This is a genomic window from Sphingomonas sp. (assembly GCF_050725575.1).
Classification (GTDB): domain Bacteria; phylum Pseudomonadota; class Alphaproteobacteria; order Sphingomonadales; family Sphingomonadaceae; genus Sphingomonas.
This window is the reverse complement of sequence record NZ_JBOHHW010000025.1, coordinates 24,004-45,359: the sequence shown is the minus strand read 5'-3', so window position 1 is coordinate 45,359 and position 21,356 is coordinate 24,004. Positions and strand designations below refer to the sequence as shown.

The 21,356-nt window shown below is 64.9% G+C and carries 20 protein-coding genes and 4 tRNA genes; 11 read left to right on the top strand and 13 right to left on the bottom strand.

Going from position 1 to position 21,356, the window contains the following annotated elements:
• Window positions 1-156: 156 nt before the first annotated feature.
• The 4 genes from ACRECS_RS16570 to ACRECS_RS16555 form a co-directional block, all read right to left on the bottom strand.
• Window positions 157-1,566 (bottom strand): mannitol dehydrogenase family protein, encoded by a 1,410-nt coding sequence (locus ACRECS_RS16570; protein ID WP_431584053.1) that lies wholly within the window; start codon window positions 1,564-1,566, stop codon window positions 157-159.
• Window positions 1,563-2,975 carry a glucuronate isomerase gene (gene uxaC, locus ACRECS_RS16565; RefSeq protein ID WP_431584052.1) on the bottom strand — a complete coding sequence of 471 codons (1,413 nt, stop codon included), beginning with the start codon at window positions 2,973-2,975 and terminating at the stop codon, window positions 1,563-1,565. Before uxaC ends, ACRECS_RS16570 begins: the two co-directional genes overlap by 4 nt.
• Window positions 2,976-3,267: 292 nt before the next feature.
• Window positions 3,268-3,618, bottom strand: a complete 351-nt coding sequence (locus ACRECS_RS16560; RefSeq protein ID WP_431584051.1) for a hypothetical protein — start codon at window positions 3,616-3,618, stop codon at window positions 3,268-3,270.
• Entirely contained in the window at window positions 3,615-4,214 is a 600-nt protein-coding gene (locus ACRECS_RS16555; protein WP_431584050.1) for a hypothetical protein, read from the bottom strand. The genes ACRECS_RS16560 and ACRECS_RS16555 overlap by 4 nt, the downstream gene beginning before the upstream one ends.
• A 51-nt stretch (window positions 4,215-4,265) precedes the next feature.
• Here ACRECS_RS16555 and ACRECS_RS16550 point away from each other — a divergent pair, with 51 nt between their 5' ends.
• Window positions 4,266-5,039: a DeoR/GlpR family DNA-binding transcription regulator gene (locus tag ACRECS_RS16550; RefSeq protein WP_431584083.1), complete on the top strand. Its 774-nt coding sequence runs from the start codon at window positions 4,266-4,268 to the stop codon at window positions 5,037-5,039.
• A 125-nt stretch (window positions 5,040-5,164) separates the two neighbouring features.
• On the opposite strand, the gene ACRECS_RS16545 is transcribed toward ACRECS_RS16550, so the two are convergent.
• The 5 genes from ACRECS_RS16545 to ACRECS_RS16525 form a co-directional block, all read right to left on the bottom strand.
• Window positions 5,165-5,248 (bottom strand) — tRNA-Ser (locus ACRECS_RS16545).
• Window position 5,249: 1 nt separating this feature from the next.
• Window positions 5,250-5,327: transfer RNA gene (locus ACRECS_RS16540), tRNA-Leu, on the bottom strand.
• Between the two features lie 100 nt (window positions 5,328-5,427).
• Window positions 5,428-5,516: transfer RNA gene (locus ACRECS_RS16535), tRNA-Ser, on the bottom strand.
• A 272-nt stretch (window positions 5,517-5,788) separates the two neighbouring features.
• Window positions 5,789-6,202: a hypothetical protein gene (locus ACRECS_RS16530; RefSeq protein ID WP_431584049.1), complete on the bottom strand. Its 414-nt coding sequence runs from the start codon at window positions 6,200-6,202 to the stop codon at window positions 5,789-5,791.
• A 50-nt stretch (window positions 6,203-6,252) separates the two neighbouring features.
• A complete protein-coding gene (locus tag ACRECS_RS16525) occupies window positions 6,253-6,573 on the bottom strand; it encodes a metalloregulator ArsR/SmtB family transcription factor (RefSeq protein WP_431584048.1) in 321 nt (106 codons plus the stop codon).
• Between the two features lie 88 nt (window positions 6,574-6,661).
• Here ACRECS_RS16525 and ACRECS_RS16520 point away from each other — a divergent pair, with 88 nt between their 5' ends.
• A complete protein-coding gene (locus ACRECS_RS16520; RefSeq protein ID WP_431584047.1) occupies window positions 6,662-7,711 on the top strand; it encodes an acyl-CoA desaturase in 1,050 nt (349 codons plus the stop codon).
• A gap of 686 nt (window positions 7,712-8,397) precedes the next feature.
• Window positions 8,398-9,072, top strand: coding sequence for an imm11 family protein (locus tag ACRECS_RS16515; protein WP_431584046.1), 675 nt, complete (start codon window positions 8,398-8,400; stop codon window positions 9,070-9,072).
• Window positions 9,073-9,543: 471 nt separating this feature from the next.
• Here the strand turns inward: ACRECS_RS16515 and ACRECS_RS16510 are convergent.
• Window positions 9,544-9,620, bottom strand: a tRNA-Pro gene (locus ACRECS_RS16510).
• Window positions 9,621-9,774: 154 nt separating this feature from the next.
• On the opposite strand from ACRECS_RS16510, the gene yajC reads away from it, so the two are divergent.
• The 5 genes from yajC (at window position 9,775) to ACRECS_RS16485 (ending at window position 14,543) form a co-directional block, all read left to right on the top strand.
• Complete coding sequence (yajC, locus tag ACRECS_RS16505) at window positions 9,775-10,113, top strand: preprotein translocase subunit YajC (protein ID WP_431584045.1); 339 nt, start codon at window positions 9,775-9,777, stop codon at window positions 10,111-10,113.
• 4 nt (window positions 10,114-10,117) lie between these two features.
• Entirely contained in the window at window positions 10,118-11,719 is a 1,602-nt protein-coding gene (secD, locus tag ACRECS_RS16500; protein ID WP_431584044.1) for a protein translocase subunit SecD, read from the top strand.
• Between the two features lie 13 nt (window positions 11,720-11,732).
• Window positions 11,733-12,704: a protein translocase subunit SecF gene (secF, locus tag ACRECS_RS16495; RefSeq protein WP_431584043.1), complete on the top strand. Its 972-nt coding sequence runs from the start codon at window positions 11,733-11,735 to the stop codon at window positions 12,702-12,704.
• On the top strand, window positions 12,705-13,076 hold the full coding sequence (locus ACRECS_RS16490; protein ID WP_431584042.1) for an Mth938-like domain-containing protein: 372 nt from the start codon (window positions 12,705-12,707) through the stop codon (window positions 13,074-13,076).
• 234 nt (window positions 13,077-13,310) lie between these two features.
• The gene (locus tag ACRECS_RS16485) at window positions 13,311-14,543 is read left to right on the top strand and encodes a DUF3089 domain-containing protein (RefSeq protein ID WP_431584041.1); all 1,233 of its coding nucleotides are present in this window, start codon (window positions 13,311-13,313) and stop codon (window positions 14,541-14,543) included.
• On the opposite strand, the gene ACRECS_RS16480 is transcribed toward ACRECS_RS16485, so the two are convergent.
• Window positions 14,498-15,703 carry a glycosyltransferase gene (locus ACRECS_RS16480; RefSeq protein ID WP_431584040.1) on the bottom strand — a complete coding sequence of 402 codons (1,206 nt, stop codon included), beginning with the start codon at window positions 15,701-15,703 and terminating at the stop codon, window positions 14,498-14,500. The two genes, ACRECS_RS16485 and ACRECS_RS16480, sit on opposite strands and share 46 nt — an antisense overlap.
• Window positions 15,704-15,752: 49 nt before the next feature.
• Window positions 15,753-16,577, bottom strand: coding sequence for a class I mannose-6-phosphate isomerase (locus ACRECS_RS16475; RefSeq protein ID WP_431584039.1), 825 nt, complete (start codon window positions 16,575-16,577; stop codon window positions 15,753-15,755).
• A 127-nt stretch (window positions 16,578-16,704) separates the two neighbouring features.
• Between ACRECS_RS16475 and ACRECS_RS16470 the strand changes: the two genes are divergently transcribed.
• From ACRECS_RS16470 to ACRECS_RS16460, 3 genes are all read left to right on the top strand, one after another.
• Complete coding sequence (locus tag ACRECS_RS16470) at window positions 16,705-17,625, top strand: outer membrane protein assembly factor BamD (RefSeq protein WP_431584038.1); 921 nt, start codon at window positions 16,705-16,707, stop codon at window positions 17,623-17,625.
• A gap of 82 nt (window positions 17,626-17,707) precedes the next feature.
• Window positions 17,708-19,372 carry a DNA repair protein RecN gene (recN, locus tag ACRECS_RS16465; RefSeq protein WP_431584037.1) on the top strand — a complete coding sequence of 555 codons (1,665 nt, stop codon included), beginning with the start codon at window positions 17,708-17,710 and terminating at the stop codon, window positions 19,370-19,372.
• Window positions 19,369-20,598, top strand: coding sequence for a hypothetical protein (locus ACRECS_RS16460; protein ID WP_431584036.1), 1,230 nt, complete (start codon window positions 19,369-19,371; stop codon window positions 20,596-20,598). Before recN ends, ACRECS_RS16460 begins: the two co-directional genes overlap by 4 nt.
• Before the next feature lie 73 nt (window positions 20,599-20,671).
• On the opposite strand, the gene ACRECS_RS16455 is transcribed toward ACRECS_RS16460, so the two are convergent.
• Window positions 20,672-21,283, bottom strand: a complete 612-nt coding sequence (locus tag ACRECS_RS16455; protein ID WP_431584035.1) for an outer membrane protein — start codon at window positions 21,281-21,283, stop codon at window positions 20,672-20,674.
• Between the last annotated feature and the right edge of the window lie 73 nt (window positions 21,284-21,356).

The following is a 21,356-nucleotide window of genomic DNA, read 5'->3' as shown; positions in this document are numbered from 1 at the left end:
CGAGCCAGCGCGACTTAAGCTTGGGCGGAATCACCTCCCCCGTTCGTTCGGGCTGAGCTTGTCGAAGCCCTGCCCTTTCTTCGAAGAAAGAACGGCCCTTCGACAGGCTCGGGGCGAACGGAAGGGCGTTGGATCAACTCAGCTCGAAACTACACTCTACCGCCCCGTGAACCGCGCAAAGGCGGCGCGCGCGCCCTGCTCCTGCAGCAGCGCCAGATCGTCGATCAGCGCCTGTCGAAAGGACTGATCGCCGGCAAGACGCACCGGGAATATCTGGCTGAGCGACAGGAGCGCCGCGACCCGATCCTCCGGGGCGGTCGCTTTGCCCAGCGCATCGGCGACCACCGATGCCAGCGGGTCCTCCACCGCATGCGCCGCACCCAGATCATTGCGCCCGCCAGTCCAGGCCATCCATGCCGCAACCGCCAGAGTCAGCGCCGGCGCCGCAAGCCCGCGATCGAGCCGCGCGATGATCGGTGCGAGCAGCCGCTGCGGCAGTTTCTGCGATCCGTCCATCGCGATCTGGCGCGTACGATGCTGCAGCGCCGGGTTGGCGAAACGAGCGAGCAGCGCCGCGCGATAGGCGGGAACGTCAAGTCCCGGCGGCGGTGTCAGCGTTGCCGCCGTTTCGTCCATCAGCGCCGCGACGAACGCGCGCGCGGCGGGCAGTGCGATCACTTCATGCACGAAGTCGATCCCGGCCAGGCCGCCAAGATAGGCGATCGCCGAATGCGACCCGTTAAGCAGGCGGAGCTTGGCTTCCTCCCACGGCGCGACATCGGCGGTGAGCTGCACGCCCGCCGCTGCGAGATCGGGGCGCGGGCCGCTGAAGCGATCCTCGATCACCCATTGACGGAACGGCTCGGTCTTGACCATCGCGCGGTCCTCGACCCCGATCCGCCCGGCGAGGCGCGCGATATCGTCCTCATCCGTCGCGGGCACGATGCGATCGACCATCGACGAGGGAAAGGCGACTTGGTGCTCGATCCAGTCGGCCAGCGCCGGATCGCTCTGCCGCGCGGCCGCCAGCACGGCCTGTTTCAGGCGACCGCCATTGTCGGAGAGATTGTCGCACGAGATGGCGGTGAAGGGATCGACGCCGGTCGACCGGCGCTCGGCAAGGGCAGCGGCGAGATAGCCGGCGGCAGAGTCAGCCGCGCTGGAGGCATAGCCTTTCTCGGTGACGGTCAGCGTGACGATATGCGTATCGCGCGCAGCAAGCCTCGCCACCAGCGCCGCCGGATCCCGCGGCGCGACCAGCACGTCGCGCACGGCCCCGACCACCTGCACCCGCTCCGCCGCCCCGTCGCGGGTGACAACTGAGTAAAGCCCGTCCTGCGGCGCCAGTGCCTCATGCACCGCAGGCGAGCGCAGCGACGCACCGGTCACGCCCCAGCGCAGGTCGCCGGCGTTCAGGGCATGCTCGAAAAACACCGCCTGATGCGCGCGGTGAAAGGCGCCGATGCCGAGATGGACGACGCCAGTCCCGATCCCGGCACGGTCATAACGCGGCCGGTCGATATCGCCGGGCAGGCCGGACAGGGTGGCAACGGAGAGGCGCATCACAATTTATAGGTCTGCTTGACCAGGTCGTAGGTCAGCGCGCGCGCCACCTCATGCGCTTCATCCTCATCGAGCCGGTGTTCGGCGACGAGCTGCGCCAGGAAACCGCAATCCATCCGCCGCGCGACATCGTGCCGCGCCGGGATCGACAGGAACGCGCGGGTGTCGTCGTTGAAGCCGACGCCATTATAGAAGCCGGCGGTCTCGGTGGTCTGTTCGCGGAAGCGGCGCATTCCTTCCGGGCTGTCATGGAACCACCAGGGCGGGCCAATGCGCAGGGCGGGATAATGGCCGGCAAGCGGAGCGAGTTCGCGCGAATAGGTGGTTTCGTCGAGCGTGAAGAGGATCAGGGTCAGGCGCGGGTCCGAGCCATGCGCGTCGAGCAGCGGCTTCAGCGCATCGACAAACGATCCGGCGAGCGGGATGTCGCCGCCCTTGTCGCGCCCGAAGCGCGCCAGCACATGCGGATTGTGGCTGCGATGCACGCCGGGATGAAGCTGCATCACCATGCCGTCCTCAATGCTCATCCGCGCCATTTCGGTGAGCATCTGGCCGCGGAACAGCTCGGCCTCGGCCGCGGTCGCACGGCCGGCACGCGCTTTCTGGTACAGCGCCTCGGCATCGGCCGCGCTCAGATCGGCGGTGACGGCGCTGGGATGACCATGGTCAGTCGAGGTCGCGCCCATCGAGCGGAAGAAAGCGCGGCGCGCCTGGTGTGCGCGCAGATAACCGGCAAAGCTAGCCACATCCTCACCGGCCAGTTCGCCGAACCGCTCGAGGTTCGCCGTGAAACCGGCGGCGTCGGGATCGGTCACCGCATCGGGGCGATAGGCAGTGACGACACGGCCGGACCAGCCGCTGTCGCGGATCGCGCGGTGATGGTCGAGCGTGTCGAGCGCGCCTTCGGTGGTCGCGATGACCTCGATCCCGAACCGCTCGAACAGCGCACGGGGACGGAACGCTTCGGTCGCCAGCGCGGCGGCGATCACGTCGTAATAATGATCGGCGGTCGCCGCCGCCAGCCGCACATCGATGCCGAACACCTCGGCAAAGACATAGTCGAGCCACAACCGCGACGGCGTGCCGCGGAACAGCGGATAATGCTGCGCGAACAATCGCCAGATCGCGCGCGGATCGGTTTCGAACGGGGCGCCGTCAAGCGTCGGCACGCCCAGCGCCTCAAGCGGCACGCCCTGGCTCATCACCATGCGCAGCACATAATGGTCGGGGACGATCAGCAGGTTCGCCGGGTCGGGGAACGGCGCGTTATCCGCGAACCAGGCCGGGTCGGTATGGCCATGCGGGCTGACGATCGGCAGGTCGCGGATGCCATCGAACAGGCTGCGGGCAATGTCGCGGGTGCGCGGATCGGCCGGGAACAGGCGGTCGGGGTGAAGCTGTAATGTCGTCATGGGCGGATCGGCTCGACAGGTTGATAGCGGGCAGGATGAGGTGGATAACGCCAGGTTCGATGTAGCGTCATGGTCATTTTGCTTCTCCCTGACTCGCCGCGTTTTCACGGTCGCGGCTCCGCCATATATATTGGTCAGACCAACTTCAAGATGCGGTCAGGCTGCCCTGGCAGACCGGAACGGCGGAACCGCAGCGATCATAGCGCAAACCCTGGACGTCTCTTGCCGATATTGGCCTGACCATCCACTGATCGCGCGGGTAAGAACGGCCCGTGTGACCCTCCGCAAGCGGTCAACCCAGCAATTCCCGCACATCCGTATAGACGGGAATGCCCAGTTCGCCCGCCCGCCGCACATCCTCGTCAGCGCCTTTGGACGCGCCGGCCAGCCGAACGACCGCCTGGCACTGTTCGAGCAAGCGGTGCGCCACCGGATAGGCATAGCGCCGATAGATCTCATCCCCGACCGCGAGCGATCCGGCACGCCGCATCAGCGGTAAGGCGATCCATTCGCCGATGACCGGCAAATGCCCCGCGTCGAACAGCGCCAGCGTCACGCTTTCCAGCCGCTCGAGATTGGCCGCCATCCGGGCCGGGTCGTCATCCGTACCACTGCGATACGGCCCCGCGACCAGCACCATCATGCGACGCCTCCCCGTGACGGCAGCAGGTTGAGCGCAGCATAGTGCAGCAGCATGATCGTCTTGCCGTCCTGGATCGCCCCGGTCGAAATCATCCCGAGCGCCGCGTCGATGCCGAGTTCGAGGACCTCGATGTCCTCGCCTTCCGACGCATTGCCGCCGCCCCGCCCGGTGCGCATCATCGGATCATATTCGGCAATGAAGAAATAGAGCCGTTCGGTGACCGACCCGGGGCTCATATAGCAGCTGAAGATCGCCCGGGTCGCGCCGAGCGTCAGGCCAAGCTCTTCCTCGACCTCGGCGCGGATGCGCTCCTCCGGCGATGCCTCGTCGAGCAGGCCGGCGGCCGCCTCGATCAGCAGGTCGTCGCAGCCGTTGACATAAGCGGGGTAACGGAATTGCCGGGTCAGCAGCACGGTGCGGCGAACCGGATCATAGGGCAGCAGCACCGCGCCATTGCCGCGATCATAGGTCTCGCGGCTCATCGTCTGCCAAATGCCGTCGGCGCGTTGCCATTCGAACCTAGTTTTCTTCAGGACATACCAGTCATCCGACAGCGTGGTGACCTCATGAATGCGGAGTCGATTGCTCAGTGACATTCGCGTACTTTCGTGCAATTTCGTGCAGAGTCAAGAAAGGTCGTGACAATAATGCTGACCGAGCAACGCAAGCGGCACCTGCTCTCCCTGCTCCGACAGGAGGGACGGATCGTGGCAAAAAGCGTGGCGGCCGACCTGGCGCTGTCGGAAGACACGATCCGGCGCGACTTGCGCGAGCTTGCCGCCGAGGGGTTGCTGCAACGGGTCCATGGCGGCGCCTTGCCGGCGTCCCCCGCGACCGGGACCCTCACCACGCGGCTGTCGATCGCGCCCGATGAGAAAGCGGCGATCGGGCGCTTTGCCGCGTCGCTGATCCTGCCCGGCCAGACCGTGTTCGTCGATGGCGGCATCACCGCCCTGCAGTTGGTCAGGCATCTCGATCCGGGATTGAGCGCAACCATCGTCACCCATAGCCCGCTGGTCGCCGGCGCCCTGGCCGATCATGCCGTCGATGTGCTGCTGATCGGCGGCAGACTGTTCAAACATTCGATGGTCAGCGTCGGCGTCGCCGCGCTGCAGGCGATCCGGGAAGTCCGGCCCGACATGTTCTTCATGGGCGTGACGGGGGTTCATCCGGCCGCCGGCCTGACCACCGGCGACGCGGAAGAGGCCGCGATGAAGCGCGCCATCGCCGAGGCGTCCGCGGAGCTGGTGGTCATGGCATCGTCGGAGAAAATCGGCGCCGCATCGCCCTTCGTCATCGCGCCGATCGAGCGGATCGACATATTGATCGTCCCGGCCGGTTTCGAAGCGGAGATCGGCGCGCATTATGCCGCGCTCGGGGTCAGCGTGCGGGGCGCGGAATTTCCGCGCCGGGGGGCTTGAAGGGCGATTTCCATGCGTGCCGCGTTAGCGCGGGGCGAGCGCGGTTTGAATCGGGCCATGGAGCAAGAGTGTTCGCGCAGAGACGCGGAGGAACGCCTGCCTCTACCATTGGGCTACCCCGGCAATGGTGGGAAGGTGTGGACTCGAACCACTCCCCGAAGGACCGGAGTTACAGACCGGCTGGCGTATCCGAACGCCTTTCCCTTCCCGTGGTGGACCCCCTCGGATTCGAACCGAGACTGTCATGCTTCTAAGGCATCCGCCTCCTGCCAATTGGGCTAGAGGTCCATCTGGATTGGCGGAGCGCGGAGGGATTGAACCCCAGGCCGTGAAAGGCCCCTCTCGCTTAGCAGGCGGAGCCAGCGCCTTGCTGGTTCACGCTCCGATATGGCGGAGGGCGGAGGAGTCGAACCCCGCACCTTTCGGTGTACGTCCTAGTTTTCGAGACTAGTTGCGCTCCTTAGCGCGTCACCCTCCAAAGACGGGTGACGCAGATCGTCGTTCCGTCAGTATCGCAAAGAGATACTGGAAGACGAGATCAGGGCGCGAAACAGGTTCATGTGGCGCGCTTTAGCCGCCCGTCCTGGACCGGTCAAGCCGGGTCCTCCGGCATTACGGTGGCAACAGGAATGACGATCAATCTGTTCAATTCCGTTGTTGCTCGCCGGGCACACGCATTGCGGCCAAATGGTGCGGCCCGGGATCATCATGCAATGTCGTAATTGCCACCGCCATAACTCGCGATCGTGTCACTGAAAGGCGAGCAAAGCCTCGTCGCAAAATATGCGGACGGCGAAACCATTGATGAAGCTGATGTGGAGGCCTTGCGGCTCCTGTCGCCGGGCTATTTGCTCGTCAAGGAATGAGAGCCAGTCACATCCCTCGTCGAAATACGCAATTTCGATACCCTCTTTGTCGATGGGTGCCGCGATTGCGCAGAGATCGTTGAAAGCCACACGAACGTTGCCGCTACAATTTAGCGTCACCTCCGATGGCAAACTATCCGGGCGGAAGGCGTGGGCGTTCCGCTTGAAAGCCAGTTTGACCCCGCTTCCGCTCAGGTCCGTTCCAAAGGCCTCAAGATCGTAAGCATTATGCAGGTCAATGAGCCTGTCACCCCACTTCACGACCGATACGCCATCGAACTGGAAGTTCCGTTTCAAAGAGTATCCCCCTCAAAGTGAGACCACGAGATCACGCGCATCAATCGCAGTTATTCCTCCGGTTCCCCGCGTTCCCGCGCAATCTTTGCGCTTTCGGCCTTGAGCGGCCGGGACACGGGGCAGACTTCCTGCGCATAAGAGCTGAGCGTGTTGACGAGATTGTCGGGCACCAGCTGATAATAAACGAACTGCCCGCGCTTCTCGCTCTTCACCAGGCCGGCATTTTCCAGAACCGACAGATGCTGCGACACCGCCGGCTTCGACATCTCGAACCGCGAGGCGATCTCCCCGGCGTTGAGTTCCGTGTGCGCGAGGTACGCGAGGATCTTGCGGCGGGGCGTGGAGGCAAGCGCTTCGAAAACTTTCTGCATGTGGATCATTTAAGGGATAAGCTAACTGCTTGACAAGGGGCATGGTGGCTAATTAAGCCATAAGCTAATTACCTTGGAGCTTTCGATCATGCTCGAGTCCCACCGCCCCGACTTTGATCAACGCCCCCACTCCGGCCCACGCTCCCACTCCGGCCGCCCCGACTCCGACCGCCCCGACTCCGACCGCCCCGACTCCGACCGATGCGAGGTCAACACGCTGATCGACGTGCCGGGATGCGATCCGGTTGAGGGCGTGGTTCGCTGGGACCCGATCCATTCGCTGTGGAATGGCGGCATGCTGGCGGCCTCAATGCTGTTCGCGCCGCGCTTGTTCAGCCTCAGCGCGCTGCTCGTTTTCATGGTGTTGACAGGCGGCACGTTGCTTCTCGGGCACAGCGTCGGCTTTCACCGGCGGCTCATCCACCGCAGTTTCGAGTGCCCGCTCTGGCTGGAACGCGGCCTTGTCTGGGCCGGCACCTGTGTCGGGATGAGCGGGCCGTTCTGGATGATCCGGACGCACGATCTGCGCGACTGGGCGCAGCGCCAGCCGGATTGCCACGACTATCTGGCGCATCGGCGGCCAATGCTGATTGACGCATGGTGGCAGCTCCATTGCCGGCTCATTCTGGCGCGGCCGCCGGCCTATGATCTGGGGGATGTCGGGCGCGACCGCTTTTATCGGTTTCTCGAGGCCAGCTGGATGGCGCAGCAGCTTCCGATCGCGCTGATCCTGTTTGTCGCCGGGGGCTGGAGCTGGGTCGTCTGGGGCGTCTGCGTGCGGGTCAGCGCCTCGGTCACCGGGCATTGGTTTGTGGGACATCTCGCCCATCGCACGGGGCCGCAGAGCTGGCTGGTCAACGATGCCGGCGTGCAGGCGCATGATGTGCCCTGGGCCGCCATCCCCACCATGGGCGAGGCGTGGCACAACAACCACCATGCCTTTCCCGGGTCGGCGCGGATCGGCCTCTATCCCGGCCAGAGCGACTGGGGCTATGTTTTCATCACGCTCCTGCAACGGCTTGGTCTCGCCTGGGGCGTCGCGTTGCCCGAGCATCTCGCGCGCGATCATGCGCTGACGCGAGTCGCGCGGCCCGGCCATCACGAGCCGACCGCCCGCCACTCTCCTGGCGGGGTTTGAGCCTGGTGATTACGGGACACGGGATGAATTGGGTCGCAAACTCATAAACCGGTATTCCGGTGACAGTTTACTTAACCCCAATTCTCGGTCCATTTCACCCCCCGAACCGCTGGCCAGGTTGTCAATTTAAGTAAACTGTCACCATGATTCGAAGTGCAGTCCATCTTCCATGGCGGTTAGCTGCAAGTCGTCCTGAGCAACATTTGCCGCGGCGCGTCTGCCAGGACGATGGTGACACGGCGGCCGCTGACATAGGCTTTGCCCGTCACGGTATCGCCAGCCATCACAGTCGCCGGCTTTCCACCCACAAATATGCCCGGCGAGAAGGCGATGAGCGTTTCGTTGCTCCCCCTGCCGCCCAAGCGGATTTTCGATATCTCGCGTCCGTCACGGTCAATCATGCTTCCGTTGATAATCCGCAGGCTCCAATGGCGCGGTGGGCATAAAATCGGGCAGGCCCTCACCCTCATAGCATCCGTCCAGGGTTAGGAGATTATCAATGGGCCTATGAGGAACAAGCAGGCCCCAGACAGGCACGACGACCATGATCAGCGCGACCACTGCTATTGCGAACATCCTCAAGCGAAGACCTGTAAGCATGAGCCAGTATTAGCGGGTGTGCCGCTGTGAGCAATGTCGGCTTTGCACTTGGACATTGCGCGGCGCCTCGCGCCTGACGGAGACGAATGATGGCCTGGCTACGATGCGACAATATTCTTATCGAAGATTGCCCGACCCTCGAATGGGATGACCGATCAAAGGATTGGCTGAAAACCGTCCGGGCAAAGCAGCGCCAGCCGCTGGAAGCGCTGCCGCCCGAACATCCCGACCATGTCTGGCAATTCGGCGGACCATCTGGCATCCCATATCCGGAATCGCCCGCGGTTCCGCTGGTCACGTCGGTTGTCCACTCGGTTGGCCCGCTCCCCGACTATTCGCCCCCCGCCGGTGCGAGTTCACGCTTCAGGGAGGCTGTGGAACGATTTGAACCCGGCGTTCACCAATTCTTTCCCATGGAAGTGCTGCTGGGCGACGGGACGGTCGATACATCGCGCTGGCTTATGCACATATGCAACCGGGTCGATGCCATTGCGCTTGAGCATTGTGCGGACGTTCATGAATATCGTCCGAAGCCCGATCAGCACCCCGGCTGGTATTATTATCGCAGCAATTTCGACAGCAAGACGAGGATCGCTGTCAGAAAATCCATAATATCCGGCAAGGCGCTTTGGTATGATTGGCGGCTTCAACGGTTCTTTTTGGGTCAGGAGCTTGGGCAGTTTTTGATAGAAAACGGCTTCAGGGGGTGGAGCCTCCCTTCCGATGGGCTGGGCCGCTCACAGCATGTCGCAGAGGTGTAAAGCACGCCCAATCATGAAATTACGGCGACAGTTTACTTGCCCCCTTCAACGACCCAACTTCGACCCGCATTTCTCCGCGCCCTCGCCCCACGACTGATTCAACAATAGGGCTGGCCATGGCAGCACTCGTCCCATGAAGACTCACAGCCCTGAAGCCGGCGCCACTCAGCAGTTGAATCGACGCTCCCTGTTCCGCGCCGGATCACTCCCTGTTCCGGGCAAAACCGCTCCCTGTTACCGTCGCCATTCTCCCTGTTCCGCAATAACAGGGAGAATCATCATCATGACTTTGAAAAACAAAGCTATTTTCTTCAGAAAATCGGCTCGAAACGGGCAAAAAAACTGCCGCTCCCTGTTATTCTCCCTGTTAATTGAGGATAACAGGGAGACTCCCCGCGCGCAGAGCGCTTCGGCCCCGACGGGGCCGGCCGGCAATTTCGGTGCCGGCAATTCCGATGGATATGGAATTCTTGGTCGGGGCGACAGGATTCGAACCTGCGACCCCCACACCCCCAGTGTGATGCGCTACCAGGCTGCGCTACGCCCCGACCGAGGCGAGCGCGTCTATGCGCCTGAGGCGCAGGATGCAAGCGCCTGTGTCGCCGGGCACCACGAATGTTGCGTGTCCCGGGTGATGATGATAGCGCCCGGCCCTTGTAGCGTGGGGCCTCCGTCCCGCCATCCCGCGATTCAGGTAGACCAATGTTCATCCCCTCCGCCTATGCCCAGACCGCCGGCGCCGCCGCCAATAGCGGCATCGGCTCATTCCTCAGCCTCGCGCCGCTGTTTCTCGTCTTCATCGTGTTCTATTTCCTGATGATCCGCCCGCAGCAACGCCGCATGAAGGCGCTTCAGGCATCGGTCGAGGCGGTCAAGAAGGGCGATTCGGTGGTCACCGCCGGGGGCATCCTGGGCAAGGTGACCAAGGTCGAGGATCGCTTCGTCGAGGTCGAGATCGCCCCGACGGTCAAGGTCCGCGTGGTCAAGGCGACGCTCACCGACATCACCAGCCCCGGCGCCGCCAAGCCGGCGAACGACTGACCCCATGCTGGATTTTCCGCGCTGGAAAGTAACGTCGATCGTCGCCTTTCTGGTGGCGCTGATGCTGCTCGCCGTTCCGAGCTTTCTTCCCGAAAGCACCACCAACTCCTGGGGCAGGTTCCCGCACCCGCGGATCAATCTCGGTCTCGATCTCGCCGGCGGTTCCTATCTGCTGCTCGAAGCGGACACCAAGGACATCGCCACAAAGCGTATCGAGCTGATGCGCGAGCAGGTCGCGACCGAGCTGCGCCGCGCCACGCCGCGAATCGAGATCGGCGACATCTCGACGCGTGACGGCACGCTGAGCTTCATGCTGCGCGACGTGACCAAGCTCGACGCCGCGCGCGAAGTGCTCAACAAGCTCACTGCCGGTGTCGGCATGACCGGCCAGCGCGACTGGGACCTGAACGTCGTCGATGCCAGCCGGATCGTGATGAAGCCGACCGATGCGGGACTGAAGGCCGCGGTCGAGCAGGCAATGGGCGATGCGACCGAAGTGGTGCGCAAGCGCATCGACGAACTCGGCACGCGTGAGCCGACCATCGTGCGCCAGGGCAGCAACCGCATCGTCGTGCAGGTCCCCGGCCTGCAGAACCCCGACGCGTTGAAGAAGCTGCTCGGCGAGACCGCCGAGCTCGAATTCAAGCTGGTCGACCTGACCGCCGATCCGGCGCAGATCGCCAAGGGCAATGCGCCGATCGGCAGCATCATCCTGCCCTATCCGAACAACCCGCAAGGCGGGCCGGTCATTGCGGTCAGGCGTTCGCCGACCATCATGGGCGATCAGCTGACCGATGCGCGCCAGTCGTTCAACCAGCAGACCAACGAACCCGAAGTCGTCATCACCTTCGACAGCCAGGGCGGCAAGCGCTTCGCCAATCTGACTCAGGCCAATGTCGGCAAGCCCTTTGCGATCATTCTCGACGACAAGGTGATCTCCGCCCCCAACATCAATGAACCGATCCTGGGCGGCACCGCGAGCATCTCGGGCAGCTTCACGGTCGATTCCGCCACGCAGCTCGCCATTGCGCTGCGCTCGGGCAAGCTGCCGGTGGCGCTGAAAGTGGTCGAGGAATCGACCGTCGGCCCCGATCTCGGCAAGGAATCGATCCGCGCCGGCATTCTCGCCTCGGTCATCGCGGTCACCGCGGTGGTCGTGTTCATGCTGCTGACCTATGGTCGGTTCGGCGTCTACGCCAACCTCGCCGTGGTGATCAACGTGATCGTCATCGTCGGGGTGCTGGCCTTGCTCAACGGCACGCTGACCCTGCCCGGCATCGCCGGCTTCGTGCTGACCATCGGCACCGCGGTCGACGCCAACGTGCTGATCAACGAACGCATCCGCGAGGAACGACGGCGCGGGCGCAACGTCGTCCAGGCAGTCGAGCTCGGCTATAAGGAAGCGAGCCGGACGATCTTCGAGGCCAACGTGACTCACGCCATCTCGGGCATCATCATGCTGCTGCTCGGCTCGGGCCCGGTGAAGGGTTTCGCGGTCGTGCTGCTGATCGGCATCGCTACCTCGGTGTTCACCGCCGTCACCTTCACGCGAATGATGGTCGCGCTGTGGCTGCGCAAGAACCGCCCCACCGACATCAATATTTGATCGGCGAAATACCATGCGCCTGCTGAAACTCGTTCCCGACAATACGAACCTGCCGTTCGTATCCTTACGCAAATGGGCGTTCGCGCTGACCATGGCACTGTCGCTTGCTGCGGTCGGACTGGTCTGGGCCAAGGGCCTGAACTTCGGCGTCGATTTTGTCGGCGGCCTGATGATCGAGGAAAAATTCGCCACCGATCCCGATCTCAACAAGGTGCGCGAGGCGGTCGACCGGCTCGGTGTCGGCGATGCGACGCTGCAGCAATTCGGCGACCCCCGCACGCTGACCATTCGCCTGCCGGTGGTGGCAAGCGCCGATGAGGGCGCGACCAACGCAGTGGTCAAGAAGGTCGAGGCCGCGCTGGCGGCTGAATTCCCCGGCGCCAAATTCTCGCGCTATTCGACCGTGTCGGGCAAGGTATCGGACGAGCTGATCCGCAACGGCGTGCTTGCCGTGGTGCTGGCGGTGCTCGGCATCGGCCTGTTCGCGATCTTCCGTTTCGAATGGCAATTCGGCGTGTCGACCGTGGTCGCGATCGTCCACGATCTGCTCATGACATTGGGCTTCTTCGCGCTCACCCAGCTCGACTTCGACCTCAACATCGTCGCGGCGGTGCTGACCATTATCGGCTATTCGATCAACGACAAGATCGTCATCGACGACCGTATCCGCGAGAATATGCGCCGCTATCGCAAGATGGACATGCCCGGCATCATCGATCTGTCGGTCAACGAAACGCTGCCGCGGACCGTGATGACCTCGCTGACCATCCTGCTCGCGCTCGGCGCGCTGCTTGCCTTTGGCGGCCATGTGCTGCGCGGCTTCACCGCGGCGATGATCCTCGGCATTTTCGTCGGTACCTATTCGTCGATCTATGTCTCGTCGTCGCTGCTGATCTCGCTTGGCCTGCGCGCCGACCCGAACAAGCCCGACGCGCCGGCGGCGCCCCAGACCGCGGAGCGGGTCGGCCCCAAAGACCGCGTCTGAATGAAGATGGAAAAGGCCAAAACCGATGGCCCGATGATTTCGGGCTTTTCGGCCGGCGGCTTCAAGATCGACGACGGCGTCTATGCCGCGCTGCTGATCACCCCGGTGCGCGCCGATGGCTGGGCGCCGCCGGCGGTCGCCGCGCTGACCATCGCCGATCTGGAACCGCTGCTCGCGCTTGATCCGACGCCCGAATTCCTGCTGCTCGGGACCGGCCCGTCACTGATCCGTCCGCCCGTCGCTCTGGTCCGGGCGATCGAGGCACGGGGCCTTGGCATCGAGGCGATGGACAGCCGCGCCGCCGCCCGCGCCTGGGCAGTGCTGCGCGGCGAGGGCCGCTGGATCGGCGCTGCGCTCTATCCGCTCGCCTGACGGCCTGTTTGGAAACTCGCGGAAGAGCGAGTTTCAAGGCGGTACCGGCCCACTCCCCCTCCCGGCCACCCATTTAGGATACTCTGTGGGTGGCCGGGAGGGGGAGTGGGCCGGTACCGCCTAAATGCGCCTCAGCGCATTTTCAAACAGACTCCAAGCCCGCGAACGTCGCACGCACCCTCTCGACGCGAGCGCGCCGACCGCGCTAGATTATCGCGAACAAGGGAGGGAATGATGAAGTCCACCGCGCTACTGCTTGCCCTGATCGCAACGCCCGCCGCCGCCCAGACCACTTCACCGCCGCCAACGCCCGGAAACGCGCCGCCGGCATTGGTCAATGCGCCGCCGCCCGCACCGGCCAGCCCCTCGCCGGCACCCGATTACAAGCAGGATGCAAGCTGGCTGTGCCGCCCGGGCCGGGCCGATGCCTGCGCCGCCAATCAGGACGTCACGGTGATCCGTGCCGACGGCAAGCAGAAGATCGAGAAGTTCAAGCCCGACCTGCAGATCCCGTTCGACTGTTTCTATGTCTATCCCACCGTGTCGCTCGATCCGTCGCCCAACAGCGACATGACCGCGGGCACCGAGGAGAAGAATGTCGCGACATTCCAGGCCGCACGCTTCACCCAGAAATGCCGGGTCTATGCGCCGCTCTATCGCCAGGTCACGCTGACCGCGCTGCAGGCGCTGATGCAGGGCAAGCCGATCGCGATGGACCGCGCCATGGCCTATGCCGATGTGAAGGCGGCGTGGGACGATTATCTCGCGCGCGACAATAATGGCCGCGGCGTGGTGCTGATCGGTCATAGCCAGGGCGCCGGCATCCTCAAGGAGCTGATCGCGAGGGAAATCGAGACCAGGCCGATGGTGATGAAGAACGTCATCTCGGCGATGCTGATCGGCACCAATGTCGCGGTGCCGACCGGCCAGGTGGTCGGCGGCGACTTCAAGAAGATGCCGCTGTGCCGCGCCGACGGGCAATATCGCTGCATCGTCAGTTACGTCACCTTCCGCGCCGACTCGCCGCCGGCCACCGGCAGCCGCTTCGGCAAGGTCGCGACCCCCGGCCAGTCGGTCGGCTGCACCAACCCGGCGGCGCTGGCCGGCGGCAAGGCCGTGACCAATGCCATTCTCGGCGCGAAGGGCGCCGGTTTCGGCAGCGAGACGATGGGCCCCTGGAGCACTGGCGGTGCACCGGTCACCACCAGTTTCGTGAAAGTGCCCGGCCTGATCTCGGCCGAGTGCGTGTCGAAGGACGGCTTTGACTATCTCGCGGTGACGGTGAATGCCGATCCGAAGGATCCGCGCACCGACACGATCGTCGGCGATGTCGTGGTCGGCGGGCAGCTGCTCAAGGACTGGGGCCTGCACCTGATCGACATGCCGGTCGAGATGGGCGACCTGGTGACGCTCGCCGATCGTCAGGCGGCGGAGTGGCGCGGCATTCCGTGGAAGACGCGGAAATGAGCTACCAGCTCTGATAGATGATCGTGCAGCGCGGCGGTGTTCGCTTCCCAGGTGAAGCGCGCCGCCGCGTTTCGCGTTTCATCGCGTGGCGGCGGGGTGGCCAGCAGGTCAGCGATCGCGGCGGCGAAGGCGACGGCGTCACGCGGCACGATGCGGCCGGCGGCCGGCGTCGTCACCACTTCGCCCGCACCACCGGCATCGGTAATCGCGATCGGCGTGCCGCAGGCGAGCGCCTCGACCCAGGCATTGGCGAGCCCCTCCGACGACGAAGCGAGCGCCATGACATCGGCGGCGGCAAGCAGGGCCGGCAGATCGGCATGCGGCACGCTACCGAGCAGCCGGACCCGGTCGCCGACCCCGGCCTGTACGATCTCCGCCTCCAGCGCGGCTCGTTCGGGCCCTTCGCCCGCAATGAGCAGCGAGACGCCGGGCAGCGAGGCGACCGCGCGCAGCACGATGTCATGCCCCTTGCGCGGGATCAGCGCGCCGAGCGACACGACCAGCGGGCCGGCAATTCCGAGCGCCGCCTTCGCTTCATCCCGCTCGCGCGGTGCGAAGCGGTTCAGATCGACCCCGGTGCTGTGCACGCGGATCCGTTCCGCCGGCAGGCCGAGCGCGACCATATCGGCCTTCATCGCCTGCGACACGGCCAGCATGCCCTGAGCCTGTTGTCCCGCGGCGACCACCTGGCCGGCGGTCGCGGGCGCTGTGCCCCAATGATGCACGTCCGCCCCGCGCGCCTTGATCGACACCGGCACGCCGAAATGCCGGCCGAGCGCCACGGCGGCGGGACCGTCGGGAAAGAAGAATTCGGCATCGATCACGTCGAAAGGGAAATCGCGGCGTATCGCGGTGAGCAGCGGCGTCAGCCGGCGCACCAGCGCTGCGACATGGAAGCGCGCGCCGGTGCCGGGGATCGTCGTGAATCTCGGGCGACAGGTGTCCAGCCCTTTCCACAGCTCGCGCCCCGGCAGCGCGGCAAGCGGCCGGTAATGCGCCAGCGCGGCAAGCGGCCAGGGCGGCAGGCCGACCGGCGCGACCAGGCGCAGCGCGACCTCGGGATGCGCGGCGAGACCCAGGGTCTGGCGTTCGACGAACACGCCGAAATTGGGGCGCGAGGCATCGGGAAACAGGGTCGAGAGGGTCAGGACGCGGAGCATGGCGGATGCCGCTATACCGCGCGAAGGTTACTTTGGCCCTTCGCGCCGGTCAGATCCTTTTGTCGCCGGGATAGGCGAACAGCAGGTCGCTCCCGGCCGACGCGACGATCTGCGTCGTCCCCTCCAGCATCAGGCACTCGCCCGCCTGCCACGCGACATCGTCGGCCGTCCCCTCGCCGGTCACCGGGATGAACCAGCCCGACACGCCCGCCGGCAAGTCGACCGAGCGCGTGCCGCCGGGCCAGCGCTCGAGTACGAATTTCGGCCCTTCGACCAGGATGATGCGGTCGTCCGCCACCCGGCCCGGCGCGCCCGGCGCGACATAGGGCGCCGCGTCGGACACCGCGACGCCGTCATCAAGATGCAGTTCGCGCGGCCGGCCATAATCATACAGGCGATAGGTCGTGTCGGAATTCTGCTGCGTCTCGATCACCGTGATGCCGGCGCCGATCGCGTGGATCGTGCCGCTTGGCGAATAGAAGAAGTCGCCCGCCTTGACCGGTTTCCAGTCGAGCTTGTGCTCGATTGAGCCATCGAGCGCGGATTGCCGCAATTCTTCCTTCGATATCGGCGCCAGCGTGCCGAGCGCGATCGTCGAATCGGGTTCGGCGGCGAGCACGACCCAGCATTCGTCCTTGCCGCGCGGCAGCCCACGCGCCCGGGCCTGCGCGTCGTCGGGATGGACCTGCACCGACAGTTTTTCGGAGGTGAAGAGATATTTGACCAGCAGGTCGGCCCCTTCGGGATCCGGCGCCTCGAACCACACTTCGCCGATCGGCGCGTCGGTGGCGGCCGGATCGGGGAAACCCGGCCACAGTGTATGGCGGCCCCACGGCTTTTCCACCCGGCGCGTGGTGAGCAAGGTCGCAGTCATGTGTCGAATCCTTCCGGTGTGCCGAACTGGCATAGCTGCAACGCACAAATCACGCCACGCGATCCCGCCATGCCTTACGCCAAAAAACATTGTGAGCGCGCCGCGGGCTGGGCTAAGGGTATCCGCGATGCGTATCTCAATGTCCCGTCCGCTAGCGCTTGCGCTCATCGCCGCGCTGGCGCTTCCGATCGCCGGTTGCGCCCGCAATCGCGGCAAGAACGACGTTCCCTATGTCGCGCGCGACGTGGGCACGCTTTATTCCGCTGCGAAGAAACGGCTCGACCAGGGCCGCTACAAGGAAGCCGCGGCGCTGTTCGACGAAGTCGAGCGCCAGCATCCCTATTCGGTCTGGGCGCGACGCGCGCAGCTGATGAGTTCGTTCAGCAATTATCTGAGCAAGGATTACACCAGCTCGATCCAGTCGTCGCAGCGTTTCCTGTCGGTCCATCCCGGCAACCGCGACGCGCCTTATGCCTATTATCTGATCGCGCTCGGCTATTACGAGCAGATCAGCGACGTGACCCGCGACCAGAAGATCACGCAGCAGGCACTCGATTCGCTCGGCGAGCTGACGCGGCGCTATCCCAATACGCGCTATGCCTCCGACGCGCGGCTCAAGATCGATCTGGTCCGCGATCACCTTGCCGGCAAGGAAATGGAGATCGGGCGCTTCTACGAATCGCGCGGTCAGTGGCTCGGCGCCACATTGCGCTTCCGCAAGGTGATCGACGATTACCAGACGACCACCCACACACCCGAAGCGCTGATGCGGCTGACCGAAACCTATCTCGCGCTCGGCGTGCCCGATGAAGCGAAAAAGTCCGCCGCGGTGCTTGGCGCGAACTATCCCGGGACCGACTGGTATGAACGCGCGTACAAGCTGATCGGCGATCACCCCGCCGTCGCGATGACGCCGATCGCAAAGGGCGAGGAGATTATTCCGCTGGGCACGCCCGGCGCGAAGCCGACCCTGCCCGGGTCCAACGCGGTTGCGCCAAAGGACGAAAAGGCTCCCGCCTCGTCCAACAGCAGCCCGAGCGGCAACTGACACCGCACGACCGGTGTCGCGGCCGGTCGCGCAAAGAACAATTCCAGAACACCGGAATCTCGGCTAAGGGCGGCACGGAACCATGCTGACCGCGCTCTCCATCCGTGACGTCGTGCTGATCGAGGCACTCGACCTGGAGTTTCATGGCGGGCTCGGCGTGCTTACCGGAGAGACCGGCGCAGGCAAATCGATCCTGCTCGATGCGCTGGGGCTCGCCCTCGGCGCGCGTGGCGATACCGCGCTGGTGCGACACGGCACCGCGCAATCCGTGGTCACCGCAAGCTTCGACGCACCGCACCGCGACGGCCCGATCGCGGCGTTGCTCGCTGAAAACGGCCTCGACATCGATCCCGGCGAAGCACTGATCATCCGCCGTATCGTCAAGGCGGATGGCGGCAGCCGCGCCTTCATCAACGACCAGCCCGCCTCTGCCGGTCTGCTCCGCGAGCTTGGCGCACATCTGGTCGAGATCCATGGCCAGCATGACGATCGCGGCCTGCTCGCGCCCGCCGGCCACCGTGCGCTGCTCGATGCGTTCGGACGGATCGATACCGGCCCCACCGCGCGCGCGCACCGCGTCTGGCGCGCGGCGGAGAGTGAACTGGGCACCGCACGCGCCGAACTCGACGTGCAGGAACGCGACCGCGAATGGCTCGAACATGCCGTCGCCGAGCTGACTGCCTTCGCGCCCGAAACCGGCGAGGAAGAGATTCTCGCCACCCGCCGCGCCGGCATGCAGCGCGGCGAGAAGATCGCCGGCGATCTTCAGGCGATTGCCGACCTGCTCGAAGGGTCGGACGGCGGGCTGGCCCGGTTGCGCCAGGCCGCCCGTATCCTCGAGCGCGTCGGCGAAGATCATGAAGCGCTGGGCGAGGCGCTGGCGGCGATCGACCGCGCGATCATCGAAGGGGCCGAGGCGCAGGACAAGGTCGATGAAGCGGCGGCCGCGCTGGCGTTCGACCCGGCGCAGCTGGAAGAGGACGAGACGCGGCTGTTCGACTTGCGTGCATTGGCGCGCAAGCACCGGGTACAGCCCGACGATCTCGCCGCGTTGACCGAAGAGCTGGCCGTCAGGCTGGAACGGATCGAAAGCGGCGGCGCGGGCATCGCGGCGCTGGAGCGCGCCCTGGCCGAGGCGGCGAAGACCTATGATGCGGAGGCCGGGACTCTCACCGCGCTGCGCACCGAAGCGGCGGCGCGGCTCGATGCGGCGGTGAAGGGCGAACTCGCGCCCCTGAAGCTTGACGCGGCGCGGTTCCGCACCGCCATCGCGCCACTTGGCGCCGACAGCTGGGGCGCAGCCGGCAAGGACCGGGTCGAGTTCGAAATCTCCACCAACCCGGGCGCGCCGTTCGCCGCGCTGACCAAGATCGCCAGCGGCGGCGAACTGTCGCGCTTCATCCTCGCGCTGAAGGTCGCGCTGGCCGAAGAGGGCGGCGCGGCGACGATGATCTTCGACGAGATCGACCGCGGCGTCGGCGGCGCAGTGGCGAGCGCGATCGGCGAGCGGCTCGCCCGGCTGGCAGGCGGCACACAGTTGCTCGTCGTGACGCACAGCCCGCAAGTCGCCGCGCGCGGTGGCCACCATCTGCTCATCGCCAAAAGCCATGACGGCATCGTCACGCGCACCGGCGTGATAGCGCTCGACGACGCGGCACGGCGCGAGGAAATCGCCCGGATGCTCTCCGGCTCAACAATCACCGATGAAGCCCGGGCGCAGGCGGAACGGTTGCTGGAGACGGCATGACCATGTGGAGCAGCATCGCCCTGACCTTGCTGGGAATGGCCGGTCAGGCGCAATCGGTGCCTTGCTCGCTCCCCGAAACGATCATCGCCGGATCACCCGAGGCGAATGCCTGCGATAAGGCGATCGCCGATGCCGGCAATGCGTCGGAAAGGGCCAAGCTACTCGCCCGACGTGCCTATATCCGCAATGAGGATAAGGACGCCATTGGCGCATTGACCGATCTCGACAAGGCGGTGGCCGCGGATCCATCCAACCGGCGCGCGCGCTCTGAACGGGCCTATACCCGCAACGAGTTGGGCGATTACCGCGGGGCGTTGGACGATCTCGATGCGCAGGCGAAACTGGGCGTGGATACAGTCGAGCTTTATCGCGAACGCGCTTTTTCGAGAGCGAAACTCGGTGACTTCACCGGCGCGGTGGCCGACCGCGATCGAGTGATGACCCTGACTCCGGACGATGCGGCTGCGCTGCTCGCCCGCGCGAACACCCTGCCATGGCTTGGCCACTTCTCCGATGCCCTGGTCGATTTGGGCAAAGCCCAGACGATCGCCGAAGCGGCTGGCGATGCCGCTCTCAAGAATGAGGTGAGTCTGGCCCGCGCCAAAATCGCGCGATTGTCGCAGGGTACGCGACCCGATCCCGGCAAGGCGTGCCTGGCGGCCCAAGACTCGACCGCCTTCGACCAACCCGGACTGATCGCGACTTGCACCGCGGCGTTTCTTGCGGCGCCGTCGAACGCGGCGAAAGCCGAAATGCTGACGGTTCGTTCGACCGCCTGGCTCAGCGCACAGGATGAGAAAGCAGCGACGCTGGATCGGCAGGTTGCGGTGGCGCTGGATCCGGACAATGCCAATTGGCACGCGAACCTCGGCTTTTCCTATATCAATGTGGCCCATTCATGGGCCGGCGAACGCGAGTTCGACCGATCGCTGGCGATCAACGGAAAATCCTGGGCCGCTCTGGCAGGCCGTGCGTTGGCGCGTCGCAATCTCGGCAAGACGAGCGAGGCGTTTGCCGATGCCAAGCGGTCGTTCGAGATCCAGCCCAACGAGATCGCACTGACCGTGCTGGGCGACCTGGCGCACGACCGCAAGGATGAGGCGTCCGCCAAGCTTTATTGGATGGGCGCCTATCGGCTGGGCGCACATGGCGACGACATGATCGCCCGGCTCAAATCGATTGGCGTGACCGACCCCGAACATGAAGCCGCATCTTCGAAGCGATAAGTCAGCGGACCGGTTGATGGAGACGGCATGAAACCCGGCGCGCAGCACTGCGCACCGGGTTTCATTGCCACCGTCAGAAGCGGAACGATCCGCCCAGCGACAGCCGGTTCTGATGCAGATTCTTGTCGAAATTGGTCCGGTTATACTCGCCGCGCAGCGAGAAGGACGAGCTCAGGGCAAGCTCGACACCGCCGCCATAGGTCCAGCCGCCATCGGTATGTTTGTACACGCCATTGCCGATCGCCTGGCCGGTGATCTCTTCCTTGTTGCGCATCCAGCGATAGCCGCCGCGCCCGTAGATCAGCAGGCTCTTCACCGGCATGACACCCGCGCGCGCGGTGAGATCATAGGTGATCCCGGGCCGGAAACGGTAGGTGCCGCCCAGGATCGAGCGCTGCTTGACCGAGCGCCCGCCCGTGCCGATGCCGGCTTCCGCGCCGATCAGGAAGTGGGACCCCAGCGCCGCGTCATAGCCGATCGCGCCGCGGATCTTGGCCAGGCCGGCCTTGCTCTCGCCGCGGTTCGATGCCGGAGCGCCAGTCTGACGCGCCTTGGTGCTGGTGCGGCCGATTTCGACCGTGGCATGCGCGCCGTTGAACGGCGATGCCTCACCCTGCTCCTGAGCCTGGGCAGCGATCGGCAATGCGAGTGCCGCAATGGCCAGGAGCGAAAGCGTCTTCTTCATCATGTATCTCCCTGATGACAGTGCGGCCGAAACACACGCCGGCCGATGGACAGGGATATCCAGCGCAACTGTG